Origin of the sequence: Pantoea sp. SM3 (genome assembly GCF_000963995.1) — a bacterium.
GTDB classification, from domain to species: domain Bacteria; phylum Pseudomonadota; class Gammaproteobacteria; order Enterobacterales; family Enterobacteriaceae; genus Pantoea; species Pantoea rwandensis_B.
Genome location: NZ_JZRD01000006.1, coordinates 43,385 through 58,787, shown reverse-complemented (window position 1 = coordinate 58,787; position 15,403 = coordinate 43,385). Strand labels below are relative to the sequence as shown.

General features: G+C 52.8%; 14 protein-coding genes. 3 read left to right on the top strand and 11 right to left on the bottom strand.

What is annotated here, in order from left to right; translation table 11 throughout:
- Positions 1–744 precede the first annotated feature (744 nt).
- A complete protein-coding gene (locus tag VI01_RS03770; RefSeq protein WP_045814035.1) occupies positions 745–1,374 on the bottom strand; it encodes a flavin reductase family protein in 630 nt (209 codons plus the stop codon).
- A gap of 228 nt (positions 1,375–1,602) precedes the next feature.
- On the opposite strand from VI01_RS03770, the gene rlmF reads away from it, so the two are divergent.
- Positions 1,603–2,529 (top strand): 23S rRNA (adenine(1618)-N(6))-methyltransferase RlmF, encoded by a 927-nt coding sequence (rlmF, locus tag VI01_RS03765; RefSeq protein ID WP_045814034.1) that lies wholly within the window; start codon positions 1,603–1,605, stop codon positions 2,527–2,529.
- A 257-nt stretch (positions 2,530–2,786) separates the two neighbouring features.
- Here the strand turns inward: rlmF and ybiO are convergent, their stop codons facing one another.
- The 6 genes from ybiO to rhtA form a co-directional block, all read right to left on the bottom strand.
- The gene (ybiO, locus tag VI01_RS03760; protein WP_231638457.1) at positions 2,787–5,021 is read right to left on the bottom strand and encodes a mechanosensitive channel protein; all 2,235 of its coding nucleotides are present in this window, start codon (positions 5,019–5,021) and stop codon (positions 2,787–2,789) included.
- A gap of 162 nt (positions 5,022–5,183) precedes the next feature.
- Complete coding sequence (gene glnQ / locus VI01_RS03755) at positions 5,184–5,906, bottom strand: glutamine ABC transporter ATP-binding protein GlnQ (RefSeq protein ID WP_038647952.1); 723 nt, start codon at positions 5,904–5,906, stop codon at positions 5,184–5,186.
- Positions 5,903–6,562, bottom strand: a complete 660-nt coding sequence (gene glnP, locus VI01_RS03750) for a glutamine ABC transporter permease GlnP (RefSeq protein WP_038647949.1) — start codon at positions 6,560–6,562, stop codon at positions 5,903–5,905. Before glnP ends, glnQ begins: the two co-directional genes overlap by 4 nt.
- Positions 6,563–6,648: 86 nt before the next feature.
- A complete protein-coding gene (glnH, locus tag VI01_RS03745) occupies positions 6,649–7,395 on the bottom strand; it encodes a glutamine ABC transporter substrate-binding protein GlnH (RefSeq protein WP_034820906.1) in 747 nt (248 codons plus the stop codon).
- A gap of 320 nt (positions 7,396–7,715) precedes the next feature.
- The gene (gene dps / locus VI01_RS03740) at positions 7,716–8,219 is read right to left on the bottom strand and encodes a DNA starvation/stationary phase protection protein Dps (RefSeq protein ID WP_038647945.1); all 504 of its coding nucleotides are present in this window, start codon (positions 8,217–8,219) and stop codon (positions 7,716–7,718) included.
- Positions 8,220–8,514: 295 nt separating this feature from the next.
- Positions 8,515–9,423, bottom strand: coding sequence for a threonine/homoserine exporter RhtA (rhtA, locus tag VI01_RS03735; protein WP_045814032.1), 909 nt, complete (start codon positions 9,421–9,423; stop codon positions 8,515–8,517).
- A gap of 379 nt (positions 9,424–9,802) precedes the next feature.
- On the opposite strand from rhtA, the gene ompX reads away from it, so the two are divergent.
- Complete coding sequence (ompX, locus tag VI01_RS03730) at positions 9,803–10,315, top strand: outer membrane protein OmpX (protein WP_034820897.1); 513 nt, start codon at positions 9,803–9,805, stop codon at positions 10,313–10,315.
- Positions 10,316–10,374: 59 nt separating this feature from the next.
- On the opposite strand, the gene VI01_RS03725 is transcribed toward ompX, so the two are convergent.
- The 4 genes from VI01_RS03725 to VI01_RS03710 form a co-directional block, all read right to left on the bottom strand.
- Positions 10,375–11,643 (bottom strand): cytochrome c, encoded by a 1,269-nt coding sequence (locus VI01_RS03725; RefSeq protein ID WP_052696962.1) that lies wholly within the window; start codon positions 11,641–11,643, stop codon positions 10,375–10,377.
- Positions 11,644–11,654: 11 nt separating this feature from the next.
- On the bottom strand, positions 11,655–13,433 hold the full coding sequence (locus tag VI01_RS03720) for a GMC family oxidoreductase (RefSeq protein WP_045814031.1): 1,779 nt from the start codon (positions 13,431–13,433) through the stop codon (positions 11,655–11,657).
- Entirely contained in the window at positions 13,433–14,161 is a 729-nt protein-coding gene (locus VI01_RS03715) for a gluconate 2-dehydrogenase subunit 3 family protein (protein WP_045814030.1), read from the bottom strand. The genes VI01_RS03720 and VI01_RS03715 overlap by 1 nt, the downstream gene beginning before the upstream one ends.
- A gap of 306 nt (positions 14,162–14,467) precedes the next feature.
- Positions 14,468–14,662, bottom strand: coding sequence for a hypothetical protein (locus VI01_RS03710; RefSeq protein WP_045814029.1), 195 nt, complete (start codon positions 14,660–14,662; stop codon positions 14,468–14,470).
- Positions 14,663–14,927: 265 nt separating this feature from the next.
- Here VI01_RS03710 and mntR point away from each other — a divergent pair, with 265 nt between their 5' ends.
- Positions 14,928–15,386, top strand: a complete 459-nt coding sequence (gene mntR / locus VI01_RS03705; protein ID WP_045814028.1) for a manganese-binding transcriptional regulator MntR — start codon at positions 14,928–14,930, stop codon at positions 15,384–15,386.
- Positions 15,387–15,403 lie beyond the last annotated feature (17 nt).

Here is a 15,403-nt window from a genome sequence, read left to right as displayed (position 1 = left end):
AACTGCTGAACTGCTGAACTGCTGGGTGCGTGTGGGTGCGGGCCGCAGCATCTCTGCTGCCGCCGGGCAGTCCTCGCGCCGCTGACGCGGTGCCCTCGGCTTCCACGTCGTGCCGACGGACCGTTCGGGGATCGACCATCCCTGGTCGGCCCCGAACTGATCCACGCATCCCTGCGTGGATCTCCTGGCCCAACGTAAAAGCCTCAGCGCTGTGGATAGCCCTTGCAGCATCAGAGGTGCTACGGCCACTAACACTTGTGCGGTATTTGACAAAGCGTATTCAAGTTTGTGAGCCGATGTGAGTTCTTATTGGCTGAAGTTTATGAATAGGCTGATAGTCTCATTAGCATCACATAATCAAGCTTATGGACAAAAATGCGGTTGGTGACATAACGCACTGAAGCTTATGGGAAGAAAAGTGCCTTTAAACAAAACGCACGAAAGTTTATGAGCTGGCTGGGGGCGCAGGGGGGCAGGCAATCCGCAGCGCCGAGCAGAGTGAGTCTGCCAGGATAGCCCGCAGGGACGCGGGCGAAAGGCGGGGCGGCACAGGGATGTGCCATCCCCGCCGTTCCGTCAGGCAGACGAACGAAGTGAGGGCACCGCGTCAGCGGCGCGAGGACGCCAGCCTCCCTGCGCCCCCAGCCAGCGTTAAATCGGTTGTAAGCCAACCCGCATTTCAGCCAGCAATCCTAACCTATGTTTCAAACTGAATTTGAACCGGAACCGCCAGCCTGCAAAAAATTAACCCCGGCGCGCATCCGGGCGCACCAAATCAAACCGCAAATCCTCACTGATGCCGTAATACGCCGATGGGCCGCCAGCTCGCAAAATAGGTTGCGCCTTTGCGGTCTGGTAAATACCCTCTTCAAGCAACGCTTCATCGATATGAATCGCCACCACTTCACCCAACACCAGCCAACTCTCCAGTTCAGTGCCTTGCACATCCTGCAGGCGAATCAGCTGGGTCAGACGGCACTCAAAATTAACCGGGCTCTCTTCCACCATGCTGACGTTGACGTGCGAGGCAGCGATTGGTGTCAATCCTGCGAGTGCGAACTCATCTTGTTCAGGCGGCACAGAAGCAGAACTTTCATTCATCGCTTCGGCGAGCGGACGAGTGGCCAGATTCCAGACAAACTCTTTGCTCTCACTGATATTGCGTACGCTGTCTTTCCAGCCGCTGCTGGCGAAACCGATGATGGGGGGATGATAGTTAAAACAGTTGAAGAAACTGTAGGGTGCCAGGTTGCGCTGGCCACTGGCGCTCAGCGAACTCACCCAGCCGATGGGGCGGGGACCAACAATAGCGTTCAGCGGATCGTGTGGTAAACCATGCCCGCTTCGTGGCTGATAAGTATAACGTTGTCGCATTAGCGCTCCTGGCTTGTCTGATAAACTTCGCACCACAACGGTGTCATGGCATCCCAATCTCGGTTATCGGGAAAGGGATGACCTTAATGCCCGTCTGTTGTAGCACGAATTATTTGGGACTCAATTTGGGGATATTAGGTTTAAATGCAATACAGATAATCGTGTAAGCGGATTGTGCGATGCCGCCATCCAGCGTATCTTACGCCCGCGCTACTTTCCGGAGAATCTATGAACAAGCCAACCGCCACCTCGCCATTCCATCCCCGTAATCGCCATCAGGGCCGTTATGATTTTGCTGCTCTGACCGCCGCCCATCCGCCGCTGGCGGTGAAAGTGCGTCCAAATGGCTACGGCGAGCTGTCGGTAGATTTTGCCGATCCTGAAGCGGTGATGCTGCTCAATCAGGCGCTGATCAAACTATTTTATAACCTGAACTGGCAGCTACCGGAAGGCTACCTGACACCACCCGTACCAGGTCGTGCTGACTATGTGCATGCACTGGCTGATTTGCTGGCCAGCGACAACGGCGGCAAAGTGCCACGCGATGTCGATATTATGGATATCGGTTGCGGTGCCAACCTCATCTATCCGCTAATCGGACACGCGGAATACGGTTGGCGTTTCACCGGTACGGATATCACGGCTGAAGCGATTACCGCTGCTAACCAGATTGTCGCCAGCAATCCCGGCTTACAACGCGGTGTGCGCCTGCGTCGTCAGAAAGACGATTCCGCCATTTTCGCCGGTGTGGTGCACAAAAATGAGCGCTACCATGCGGTGCTGTGTAACCCACCGTTCCATGCATCGGCACAGGAAGCGGCGATGGTGGGTCAGCGTAAAACGCGCAATCTGGGCTTAGGTAAAAATGCACCACTCAACTTTGGTGGTCAGCACAAGGAACTGTGGTGCGAGGGCGGAGAACGTCAGTTCGTGGGTAAGATGATCGACGAGAGTGTGGCTTACGCGGATCGTATTGTCTGGTTTACCTCACTGGTTTCGCGCAAAGAGAACCTGCCTGCGCTGCGCGATCAGTTGCGCGATCTCGATGTTGAGGAAGTGCGAATCATTGAGATGGCACAGGGGCAGAAACAGAGCCGCTTTATCGCCTGGACTTTCCTGCCGCCCGTTGCGCGCACTAAACGCCTCGTGCGCTGATTCAACGGGCGCGGAGGCCGTGTTTCTCTGGGTGTAAAATATGGAGGCGGGCTCTGGCCCGCCCATTTGATCACTTGCGCTAAGCCGTACCGCCTTGTGTTTGCAGTCCACATTGAAATGAGCCCTGGCAATGTCCCACTTCAGTTCTCGCGCTGAATTTAGCGATCGCCATCGGCACCGGTTAGACGGCAGGTGCGAGTTCCGGCCCCGTCATGCAGGCGCGGAATCTGACAACCAGGTGCCGTCCCTGTGTGATGCTACGATGGATTGGGCGGCGGCAGTGCTGCCAGCGTAGCCGCCGAAGCCACATCGTTACCCGTCTGCATCACTTCCACCGTCTGATGCGGCGTTCTAATTCCTGCGGCATCAAAATGCTTCTTCACCTTATCATCCAGCGCAAAACGCACTGTCCACTGCTTCAGCGGTTGGGTGGTGAATGAGACGCGCACGGTAAAGGATTGATTGGTCAAGCCTACCAGCCCGGAAAAACTCGGTTCGCCAATCACCATGCCGCGAATATCCGGATTCTCCAGCAACGCTTTCACCGCCGCCTGCAAGGTCGCATTCACGCGCTCGGTGTCTTCACTGCGGTCTACATCATAGTTGGCGACAAACGAGCCAATACCGCGCACAAAGTTGGCGAAAGTGGTAATCGAAGACCAGGGAATGATGTGATAGGCACCGGTATCCTGTCGCACGCCGACGGAACGAATCGACATGCGCTCCACCGTGCCGGTAATCGGGCCAATGGTCACCAGATCGCCGGTATTCATGCCATTCTCAAACTGAATAAAGATACCGGTGATAATATCCTTCACCAGCGTTTGCGAACCGAATGACACTGCCAGCCCCAGCGCACCGGCACCCGCTAGCAGCGGCGCGATGTTAACGCCCACTTCTGACAGCAGAATCATAATGGTGATGGTGCTGATCACCACCGCCAGCGCGTTACGGAATAGCGTCAGTAAGGTGCGCGTACGTGCGCTGGGCATCGGCCTTCCGTGTGAATCCGAAGCCAGACGGCTTTCGATCAGGCTAGCCAGCAGTGTCCAGCCGATGGCAGAAAGCAGTAAAATCATCACGATACGAATCAGCACATCCACCATTTTCTGCCCGGCTCCCAGCGTGAGCCAGTGCCAGAGATCAAACAGATTCCAGGCATTAAGCAGCAGCAATAGCGTGGCGAACACGGTGATCACCCGCGCCAGTTTCAGCAGTGCTTTCACCCAGTCATTGACGCGTTTCTGCAGCTCAGGATAGTTGCGACGCAGATCCGGCGAAAGCGTCAGCGTTTTGCCAATCCAGCGCGTCAGCATGCCGGAAATCAGCGCGGCGATAACAATAATCGCCATGCTGCGCACCGTGGCGGACATCATAAACTTCAGGCTGTCACCCGGATTGAAGATCGAGAACAGGAACAGCGCGATAAAGTAGGCGCTCGCCAGCCAATGCCACACCATCGCAAAGGCGCGAATAAACAAGGCAAAGAAACTCATACTGCGATCGGCCAAACGCGATAGTTCGTCGTGGATGTTACGTCGATTGCGAAAAATCAGCCACAGCGCCCAGCCGGTCATAATGCACATGATCAGTACATTCACCAATGCAGCGATTTGCATATTGACCTGATTGCCGACGATCGGCACCACCACAAGTAAGCCATAACCAATGGTGCCGCTGAGCCAGCTGAGACGCGTGTTCCAGTATGCGGCACGTGCATCGGAAAGATGAAAGAAGCGCAGGGTGGGGAAGCGTGGGCAGAATATCAATCGCAACACCGCTTTGAAAAACTCAATCAACGCAAAGGCATTGAGGAACAGCCCCTGCTGATAGGCAATGGTGCGGTTGTTGTTGTGGTAGTTATCACTGATGATTTGACCCACAAACAGCGTCAGCGCCAGCAGCACTAAGTCGAGCAGAAAGGCGACGACGATGGTGGCAGGAAGATGCAGCCACTTGGTGCGCTCCAGATTATGATTGCGCCCCCAGCGGCCCATGCGCTGCCACACGGGATACATCAACAGCCGCGTGAACCAGTAAAAAGCAAAAACGGCAGCGGCGAGCCCGGCGAAATACTTCAGTGCATTGAAGAAGGTTTGCTGATTAAAGGATTTGTGCGGCGCGTTAACGATGTTGTCGTGCAAACGGACAAACTGCGAGGCAACGGCACCCCCGTATTCGCGTGTGACGTTGGTGACGCTCTCCAGTACCGTGGGATCTTCCTGCTCAGCCTGCGGTGGTGCCAGGACGGGTTGTTCATTGTTGGCTTTACTGGTGGCGGCCTGACGCAGCTGATCGATCAATTCCTGACGCGAATCGTTATTCTCCAGAATATTCGCCAGCGCGGCATAAGCGGCTTTTTTATCTTCCAGCGTTGGCTCTGCTTCAGCGGTGGTGTTGGCAGCGGGCGTTGACGTTTGTTGAGCGGCGACGGCGGCCTGCGGCAGATTGACCGCGTTTGCGGTGGGAACGAGGAACAGACAGAGCAGCATCCATATGGTAAGGCACCATGATGGGCGGGCAAACGACATGACCTTCTCCTTGAGCAACGCGCAACGGCACAAGAGAAAAAGTATAGTCAGTGATGGAAGGTGAAGATTCTGAAAGGAAAATTCTTTACGGAAGAAGAGGCGGCTTTACAGCCGCCTCGTCATTTATGATACGTGCTGCAGGAACTCACGCAGACGATCGCTCGGTGGGTTGGTGATCAACTCATCCGGATTGCCATCTTCAGCGATAGTGCCTTTATCAATGAAGATCAGACGCGAAGCCACTTTCTGAGCGAAGCCCACTTCGTGCGTCACAATCACCATCGTCATGCCTTCTTCAGCCAGATCCTGCATCACCTTGAGCACTTCATGGCGCAGTTCTGGATCGAGTGCAGAGGTTGGCTCATCAAACAGCATCATTTTCGGCTTCACCGCCAGTGCACGGGCGATGGCGACACGCTGCTGCTGACCACCAGACAGTTCGGCTGGGAAGTGGTGCGCACGCTCGGCGAGGCCGACTTTACCTAACAGTTCACGTGCCAGTTTCTGTGCGTCGTCCTTCTTCGCACCGCGCACACGAATTGGGCCGAAAGCCACGTTGTCCAGCGCACTCATCTGTGGGAACAGATGGAACTGCTGGAACACCATACCGGCTTCCTGGCGAATCAGACGCTCATCGACTTTAGGATCGTTAACTTTCATGCCATCAACAATCAGGTCACCGGTAGTGATCTCTTCAAGCTTGTTGATGCAGCGCAGCAGGGTCGATTTACCTGAGCCAGATGGCCCGATAATCACCACCACTTCACCCTGATTGATCTTCAGGTTAATGTCGTGCAGGACTTTGGTCTGGCCGAAGTTTTTAGAGACGTTTTTAAATTCAATCACAGGATTTTCACCTTCTTCTCAATACGGCGCAGTACAAAGCTCAACACCAACGTAATAACCAGATAGATAATCGCAACGGCACTCCAGATCTCCAGCGCGCGGAAGTTTCCGGCGATGATTTCCTGACCCTGACGGGTCAATTCCGCCACGCCGATCACGATAAACAGCGAGGTATCTTTGATACTCACGATCCACTGGTTACCGAGCGGTGGCAGCATACGACGCAGTGCCAACGGCATGATGACGTAACGCAGGGTTTCACGACGGGAAAGACCCAGCGCCAGGCCTGCTTCACGGAAGCCTTTGTTGATCGACAGCACGGCACCACGCGTGATTTCCGCGATATAGGCACCGGAGTTAATCATGATGGTGACCACGGCAGCGGTAAACGGATCGATACGCAGGTCCGGGAAGGCCATCGGCAAGGCGAAGTAAATAAACATTACCTGCACCACGATTGGCGTACCGCGGATCAGCTCGATGAACACCAGCGCGATGTTATTGGCGATCCATCCACCGTACGCGCGTGCGAAGCCGGCGACTAAACCAATGATTAACCCGCCAATTAAGCCGAGTACGGAAATTATCAGGGTCATTTTGGCGCCTTCGATCAAAATCGGCAGGGCTGGCCAAATGACGCTCCAGTCAAACTCCATGGTGTAACTCCAAAATCTGTTGCAATGGAAATGTAAAAAGCAGGGAGACGAAGCTCCCTGCTGGAACAAATCGGCTTAGGCCGGAATTATTTTGGCTCGCTGCCGAACCATTTTTTATAAATTGTGTTGTAAGTGCCGTTGTCGCGCAGGGTTTTCAGCGCGCCATTAATCTGATTACGCAGCTCATCACTGCCTTTTGGCAAGGCGATGCCATACTGCTGAGCTTCGATAGACTCGCCAACCGCTTTGAAGCGACCTTTACCGGCGGTGTGGATGAAGTACAGGATGTTTGGCGTGTCGTGCAGCACGGCGTCAGCACGGTTGGTGCCCAACTCCATGTAAGCGTTGTCGATGTTCGGGAACTGACGCAGATCTTTAGACTTGATGTGCGCTTTTGCGTAATCAACAGAACCGGTACCGCTCTTCACCGCAACCACTTTGCCGTTCAGATCGTCGATGCCTTTGATGTTGTTTTCGTTCTCACGCACCATCACTAACAGACCACTTTTGTAATAGCCGTCAGAGAAGTCGATGGCTTTTTTGCGCTCGTCGGTGATGGTGATACCGGCCAGTGCCACGTCAACGTTTTTGGTTTGCAGTGCTGGGATAATACCGCTGAAATCCATTGGCTTCAGGGTGTAATCCAGCTTCAGTTCTTTGGCGATAGCGGCCCACAGGTCGATATCGAAACCAACATAGTCGTTGCCCTGTTTGAATTCAAAAGGCACGAATGCGGTGTCGGTCGCAACGACCAGTTTCTTATCTGCTGCAGTGGAAGAAAGCGAGAAGGCCAGCGCCAGCGCGGCCACGGAGACTTTAATCAAAGACTTCATCATTATTTTCCTTATTACCCTTCAGACCTGATGGCCTGATGTACGGCTATTCATATGAAAAAATTATGCCAACTTTTCATTTTGGTCGAAATCAGCAGGATGCAGGGCCTGGCTGAAGCGATTTTGCTGTAGTCGAAAAGTCTGCACTAATATGGCTCACCAAAATAGTGCATCGTGCTGTTGTGGTGCAGGCACAGTGTGCACCAAGGGCTTAGCAAGGGAAAGGTAGGATTAAGAATTTGTTAACGACGTCAAAAAAAGCACCAAAATGTTACAGACATAAAAAAAGGCGGGATAACCCGCCTTCGCTGTAACTGACATTATTCGATGTTGGATTCGATGAACCACAGGAATTTATCCAAATCACGCGATGCCGCCGTGAAAATGTCTGCAGTGTCTTCATCGCTTACTTCACTGATGGCCTTACGCGTATCGTTCGCAACAATCGCGTAACGATCGGCCAGCGCTTTCAGATGATCCTGAACGGTGTGGATGTTGAGCGGATAGCTTTTCAATGGCGTCTTGTCGTTGACGATCTGAGTGGTACCCAGCGCCACGCCGCCGAGCTGTACAACACGCTCTGCAATGGTGTCCTGATGATCGGTGATGGCAGTACGGAAGCCATCCAGCATTTCGTGCACACCGATAAAGTTGGCACCACGCATGTTCCAATGCGCCTGCTTGGTGATCAGTGACAGATCAATAAACTCCACTACCAGACGGTTGAGCACCTCGATGGTCGCTTTCTTATCGCTATCAGCAACATCATTACGGGTGTAAATGAGATCAGACGATTTAGTTTTAACCAGTTTTGCGGTACTCATCATTAATATCCTCTAATTGATGGTTGTCCTAATCAAGCACGGGAATAAGTATAGCAGCAGTTTTTGGCTGTGCAGGATTGTTTAAACCGATGACAGGAATAGATAAACCTTCATGTTGTGCGGGATTTGAGCGTTTTATATATTTTGCATTCATAACAATGATTTACACTGCGTGTTAATTGCTTATCAATGATGTTGCAAAATAATAACAAAACCGAAGATGGTGATGAGAAAAAAGATAATGAGAATGCTTATATATTCAGCCTGCAGCTTAACAGGCTGAATTTGGCATTATTTATTGCGGATTATTAATATCCACTTCGCTTATTTTGGCACTCTTCTGTTTCATGGTGAGTGTCGAACCCGCCGACGCGGCGATAATCGCCAGCAGCGCGATCCACTGCTTCAGCGTTAGCAGCTCACCGAGGAACAACATCCCTGAAAGTGCGGCCATCGCGGGTTCCAGACTCATCAGCGTGCCAAAGATGCGAGCCGGCAAGCGGGTTAAGGCCATCATCTCCAGTGAATAAGGAATGGCACTGGAGAGCAGGGCGATAATCAGCGCCAGTGGCAGTATTTCCCAGTGCCAGATGCCGGGCGCAGCAAAAGTTAACCCGAGGGGGACGAAGATCACTGAGGCGATCAATGATCCCATGGCAACCGTCGCTGGACCATGTTCCGCACCGGCGCGTTGCCCCGCCAGAATATAGACCGCCCAACAGGCACCTGCTCCCACGGCTAACAGCGCACCCAGCGGATCGATATGGCTGATGCCATCACCAATCGGCAGTAGAAACCACAAACCGGTGACCGCCAGCACTACCCACAGGAAATCGAGGGGACGTCGCGCACCGGCCAGCGCCAGGGTTAAAGGACCCAGAAATTCCAGGCCAACCGCCACGCCCAGCGGCACGGTGCGGATCGATAGATAGAAGAGATAGTTCATACAACCGAGCGCCAGACCGTACATCAAGAGCGGTTTACGCTGGGCGCGGGTAAAACGTAAACGCCACGGCTTAAAGATGACGCACAAAATCAGGGTGCCCAGTCCGAGACGCAATGCGGTGATGCCCGGAGCCCCTACGGTAGGAAACAGTGATTTTGCCAGGGAAGCACCGCCCTGAAGCGAGAGCATGGCAATCAGTAGCACGGCAATCGGAAACAAAACCGGGGCCATTTTGGCGTTCGTCTGAGGCGTAGACATCCTGTAATTCAATCCCGTAGTGATTAACAACACAGCAACAAAACGCCAGTGTAAAGGAATCTTAAGGAAATAAGGAGGTGTGTAAGAGGGAAAATAAATGCTGCGACAGCCTGGGAAATAACCGTTTTCCGGGCCATTTAAGTAAAGAAATGTCAGGTTAGTTTAGGAATATCCTTAAAGGCATTTTTTATAGCACGAAATATTATTGCAGGAAGATGACGCTTTTTATAAGTAAAATGAATGACATAGGAAACTTCATTAACTTTCTGTTACACCAAACAATCTCTTAGACAACAAATAGCGGGCAGAGTTTCTTGCTAATTTTTGTTATATTTTCAGCGTTGTCAGGAGAGAAGTATATTCACATTTGAGGTGGTTTATGAAAAAAATTGCATGTCTTTCAGCACTGGCTTGTGTACTGGCAGTTTCAGCAGGTTCAGCCATGGCGCAGAGCACCGTTTCTGCTGGTTACGCGCAGAGCGATTATCAGGGCGTTGCTAACAAAGCAAACGGCTTCAACCTGAAATACCGTTACGAAGATGGTACTAACCCACTGGGTTGGATCGGTTCTTTCACCTACACCGAAAAAGACCGCACTGACGCTGGCGTTTACAACAAAGGCCAGTACTACGGCATCACCGGTGGTCCTGCTTACCGTCTGAACGACTGGGCAAGCATCTACGGCGTGGTCGGTATCGGTTACGGTAAGTACCAGGCGAATGACGCAGCTGCACAGTCTAAATCTGACACCAGCGATTACGGTTTCTCCTACGGCGCAGGCATGCAGTTCAACCCAATCCAGAACGTTGCTGTTGACGTGGGTTACGAGCAGAGCCGTATCCGTAGCGTAGACGTTGGCACCTGGATTGCTGGCGTAGGCTACAGCTTCTAAGTTTTTGCTTAGACCAGAGTTGCACATGAAACGGCCCATTATGGGCCGTTTTTTTATGCCTATTTTTGCGGGGCAGGAGGAAGGGTCGCGCGGATCTTTTTCACCTGATCGGCCGTTACCGGTGCCGCTTTATTACCCCATCCATTGCGAATAAAGTTAGCGACATCAGCGACCTGCTGATCATCCAGGCGCCAGGCGAAATCTGGCATGGTGAAACCGGTCGGTGCCTGTTGCGTAATCGCACGCTGACCGCCTTTCAAAATGACACTGATCACTGATGACGGGTCTTCACTCAGCAAGGCCGGATTATGCGCCAGCGCCGGGAAGGTACTGGCATAGCCTTTACCGTCCGTACGATGGCAGGCAGCGCAGTTATCCACGTAAACCTGCGCGCCTGATTGGCTGACATCCCCTTTGAACAGCGCTTGCGACGTCGCATCGCTGGCCTGTGGTGCAGCGGTGTTATCCGCAGCCGGTAAAGACTTCAGATAGACGGCAATCGCATTCAGATCTTCATCACTGAGGTACTGAGTACTGTGTGCAATCACATCCGTCATCGAACCAAAGGCAGCGCCTTGCTTATTCGCGCCGGTTTTCAGGAAGAGGGCAATATCTTGTTCGGACCAGCTGCCTAAACCCGCTGCCGGGCTGGCGGTCAGGTCTGGCGCATGCCAGCCTTCCAATGTGCCGCCGGTCAGATAGCCTTTGCTGTTCTGACCCATGGCTTTCTCCTGGAAGCCAATGCCACGAGGAGTGTGGCATGAGCCACAGTGACCGAGCCCCTGCACCAGATAAGCACCGCGTTGCCACTGTGCTGATTGACCGGCAACCGGAGCGTAAGTGCTGTCATCGGCAAAGGTCCAGCGCCAGAACGCCAGCGGCCAACGCATGCTGAGCGGCCACGGGATATCACTTTTGTGATTCTCCTGGCTTACCGGCTTCACACCCTGCATAAAGTAGTCATACAACGCGTGCATATCACTGTCGCTGATTTTGGCATATGACGGGTATGGCATAGCCGGATAGAGCGAACTGCCATCTTTAGCGACACCCCCGCGTACCGCTTTGACGAAGTCATCGTAGCTGTAGTCGCTAATACCGTGTGTTTTATCTGGCGTAATGTTGGTGGAGTAAATGGCGCCGATCGGCGTGCTCATTTTGAGCCCACCGGCAAAAGGTTGTCCACCTGCTGCGGTATGGCATGCGGCGCAATCGCCCGCTTTGGCCAGATACTCGCCTTGCTTAACCGAGGCATCGGTCGCGGCTGATGCGGCGTGGCTGATCAGCGCGCCGCTGAGAGCGAAAAAGAGTGCGGAAAATTTCACTATAACGCTCCTTATCAGGCCTGAACCAGCGGACCAGGGTTAGCAAGATAGCGGTTGCGAATCGCATCCGCCGCGAATAATGCGGTGGCACAGACAATCCCGGTGGGGTTGTACGCCAGGTTTTGCGGGAAGCAGCATGCGCCCGTCACAAACACGTTCGGTACATCCCAGCTTTGCAGGAACTTGTTCACCACGCTGGTACGCGGATCGTCGCCCATCACGGCACCACCTGTGGTGTGCGTTGATTGGTAAGGGCGGACATCGTAATGGCTGTTGAGCGTTTTGAAGCCCACTTCATAGTGCTTAGGATTCATCACCTTGACGATCTCCTCGGCCTTATCTTTGATGAAGTTGGTCATCTTCAGCTCGTTCTGTTGCCAGTCGAACGTCATACGCAGCAGTGGTTGGCCGTAGATATCACGGTACGTGGGATCAAGGTCGAGATAGCACTGCTTATACGGCATCACTGAACCGGACGAGCCGACGTTCATGTTGTGCAGATAATTATCTTTGATGGCCTGTTTCCAGCCGGAGCCCCAGCGCGGCGCATCTTTAGGGATGCCCATCTGCTGGATGGGACGTCCGCCGGAGAAGGCTGCCGAAATGGTGGCACCGCCGACAAAACCGACTTTGCTGTGATCGAAGTTTTCTGCATTGAAATCATCGATAACGGTTGAGGTTGCACCGGTTGCCGCAAACGGATTGAACCAGTTGTCGTTGTCATAAAACAGCTTGATGCCGCCGGTCATCTGGTAGGCATAGTTCCTGCCCACTACGCCGTCACCGGTTTGTGGATCATATGGCTTACCGATTTTTGACAGCAGCAGTAAGCGCACATTGTGCAGCTGGAAGGCGCTGAGGATCACCAGGTCAGCCGGTTGCTCGACTTCGTTACCTTGCGCATCGATATAGGTTACGCCGGTGGCTTTTTTGCCGCTGCTGTCGGTATTAACGCGAATCACGTGCGCCTGAGTGCGTAACTCAAAGTTACTAAACGGTTTCAGAGCAGGGATAACACAGCTTTGCGGTGAACCTTTGGAATAATTGAAGCAACCGAAGCGTTCGCAGTAACCACAGTAGTTACACACGCCAAGCTGAACGTTGTAAGGGTTTGTCCAGGCTTCGGTACAGTTAGCGGCGGGACATTCGAACGGATGATAGCCGAGTTGTTTCGCTGCTTTGGAGAACAGTTCGCCAGCATACAACGTCTCGAGCGGCTTAGTGGGATAGCCATTTTTACGTGGGGATTCGAACGGGTTACCCCCTTCGACTTTTTCACCGTTGAGATTACCGACCTGACCCGCCGCACCGCAAATTTTCTCAAACTTATCGAAGTAGGGTTCCATCTCGTCATAAGAGAATGGGTAATCCTGCACCGTCATGTCTTTCGGGATGAAATCAGCCCCGTATTTTTCGATGACCGTGCTGCGCATTTTCAAGTCAGCTTCCAGCGGACGCCACAGCTGACCGTTCCAGTGTGTACCGGCACCGCCCACGCCATCACCGGGCAGGAAGGAACCGAAGCGACGATATGGCAGCGCGGTTTCCTGCGTGGTATGGCGAACCGTCACGGTCTCTTTCGAGGCGTTTTGGAACAGTTTTAAGCGAATACCGTAAGTCAGTTCATCGGCAATACGCGGATAGGAGAAGTCGGGGTAGGTATCGCGATTTTCGCCGCGCTCCAGTGCCACTATATTCAAACCAGAACTGGCCAGTTCCATCGCCATGAGCGAACCGGTCCAGCCGAACCCGACGATGACCACATCGACGGGCGCTTTTTTTACTGCCGCCATTACACGCTCCTTTTACTGGAAATGCTGACTGGGCCAAGGGGGTAGGGTTTATTAGGCTGCTGTACGGTATCGACGAAATCCGCACGTGCACCGGGAAAACCAATCATTTTCCACGAGGCCAGCGTTTGGTTGCCGCCGTGAATCGGATCGGCGAGATAACCCTCTTTGGCGTTTTCCAGTAGCTGCTCGAAAAACTGCTTGCCGTGAATAGCATCATTACGCAATTTGTCGGCTTCAAGCGCATGCAGAACCTCTTCCTGCTGCGCCGTCTCCAGTTGGTAAAAGTCTTTTTGATAATGCTGCTGACAGTGCCGATCAGCTAAAGCGATGCCCAATCGGTAGGTATCGCGCGGTACCAGATGGGATTGATAACCCATTTCCGGAATCGAATCGGCGAACGGGCCTTGCATGTACCACAGGCGACCATAGCCGTAAGGCAATTCCATCTGCTTATCGATAAACACCTGTACACCTTCACTGACGGCACCAGGACCGTTGGCGTCGGCGGGAATCAGGCGATCCAGTGCCGCGAGCAGAAATTTCCACTCTTTATCGTTGAAGTAGGCCGGAACATAATCAGATAACACGCCTTGTGGCTTGTCGGCTGCGGGGGAGGAGAGAGAAACCACACCGGTACTGGCTGCGGCGGCGAGGGGAATGAGCGAGAGCGATTTTTGTAAAAATCGTCTCCGGCCCGACGGTTGCTCTTCAGGCTTTTTAAGTGACATTGCTAATCTTCCTTACGAAAAAACCCACCCTGGGTTGATTTTGTTATAAGTATGTAATTTTTTGTTATGAGGAGATTAATCAGACGTCACAAAAGGTTGCAAGCTAAATGTTAGCAGCCTAATCGTTTAAGCGAAGTTGAAGGTAAAGTTATGTCAATGCCTGAAGCGATTCAGCCACAGTAAGCGCAGGGATTTGGAATTTGTTCAATAACATTAGAAAGAGTGGGACGAAAAAGGTAACAAAATGTGAGATCGTGCAAAGGATCCGTCAGAGAAACGGATCCTGAGAAGGAATTTATGGATGAATCAGCCGCGCCAGATGAGATTGGGGCAGGGGCGCTCGGTCAGCTGTTTGCCGGTCAGCTTTTCAATCAGCATCAGACGCAGGGCAAAGGGCGAGCGTTTAAACAGGCACAGCAGCGATTTCAGCTCAAAAGCCGGTTTGCTCTGCTCAACCTGGAAGCATTTGCCACAGTCGAGGCAGTTTTTCATGGTGGTCATGTTCACCTCCCGAATGAATAACGACGTAACAGTAAGCATAAACCTGCGATAAACAGCAGGAAAAGGAGTAGCAGCAGATAGGGTGCGCTCATCATTGCCTCCTAAATAAGCTATTCGCTTACATTACGAACAAAGATAGCACTGGCTATACTCTTTAGCCAACACTATTTAGGAAAAATTTGTGCTTATTTGTGCCTGGTTTACAATGAGCGCAGCCAGGCCCGCACCGCAGGTAAAGTGCGGCAGATAATAAAGAGGAAGCTGAATGAGTCGTCGTGCAAAGAGCGCCACCAATACGCCCCAGGGGCCGCTTAAAGATATAGAGGAGCATGTCGAAGGATTTCGCCAGGTGCGCGAAGCGCATCGACGTGAACTTATTGATGACTACGTAGAGTTAATCTCTGATTTGATTCGTGAATTTGGTGAAGCCCGTCAGGTCGATATGGCCGCGCGCCTCGGCGTTTCACAACCCACCGTGGCAAAGATGTTGAAGCGTTTAGGCACCACGGGTCTGGTGGAACAGGTTCCCTATCGCGGCGTGTTTCTGACGGCTGAAGGTGAAAAGCTGGCTGAAGCGAGCCGTGTGCGTCACCACATTGTGGAAACCTTCTTGCTGGCTTTAGGTATTAGCCCGGAAACTGCCCGCCGGGATTCTGAAGGTCTGGAACATCACGTCAGTGATGAAACCCTCGCCGTCTTCCAGAAGTTTTACGAGAGCCGCTAACCTACAAGGCCTTCCGC

Coding starts and splice junctions, on each gene's coding strand:
- VI01_RS03770 (WP_045814035.1), bottom strand. CDS start 1,374: ATGCGACAACGTTATACTTATCAGCCACGAAGCGGGCATGGTTTACCA.
- rlmF (WP_045814034.1), top strand. CDS start 1,603: ATGAACAAGCCAACCGCCACCTCGCCATTCCATCCCCGTAATCGCCAT.
- ybiO (WP_231638457.1), bottom strand. CDS start 5,021: ATGCTGCTCTGTCTGTTCCTCGTTCCCACCGCAAACGCGGTCAATCTG.
- glnP (WP_038647949.1), bottom strand. CDS start 6,562: ATGGAGTTTGACTGGAGCGTCATTTGGCCAGCCCTGCCGATTTTGATC.
- glnH (WP_034820906.1), bottom strand. CDS start 7,395: ATGAAGTCTTTGATTAAAGTCTCCGTGGCCGCGCTGGCGCTGGCCTTC.
- dps (WP_038647945.1), bottom strand. CDS start 8,219: ATGAGTACCGCAAAACTGGTTAAAACTAAATCGTCTGATCTCATTTAC.
- rhtA (WP_045814032.1), bottom strand. CDS start 9,423: ATGTCTACGCCTCAGACGAACGCCAAAATGGCCCCGGTTTTGTTTCCG.
- ompX (WP_034820897.1), top strand. CDS start 9,803: ATGAAAAAAATTGCATGTCTTTCAGCACTGGCTTGTGTACTGGCAGTT.
- VI01_RS03720 (WP_045814031.1), bottom strand. CDS start 13,433: ATGGCGGCAGTAAAAAAAGCGCCCGTCGATGTGGTCATCGTCGGGTTC.
- VI01_RS03715 (WP_045814030.1), bottom strand. CDS start 14,161: ATGTCACTTAAAAAGCCTGAAGAGCAACCGTCGGGCCGGAGACGATTT.
- VI01_RS03710 (WP_045814029.1), bottom strand. CDS start 14,662: ATGACCACCATGAAAAACTGCCTCGACTGTGGCAAATGCTTCCAGGTT.
- mntR (WP_045814028.1), top strand. CDS start 14,928: ATGAGTCGTCGTGCAAAGAGCGCCACCAATACGCCCCAGGGGCCGCTT.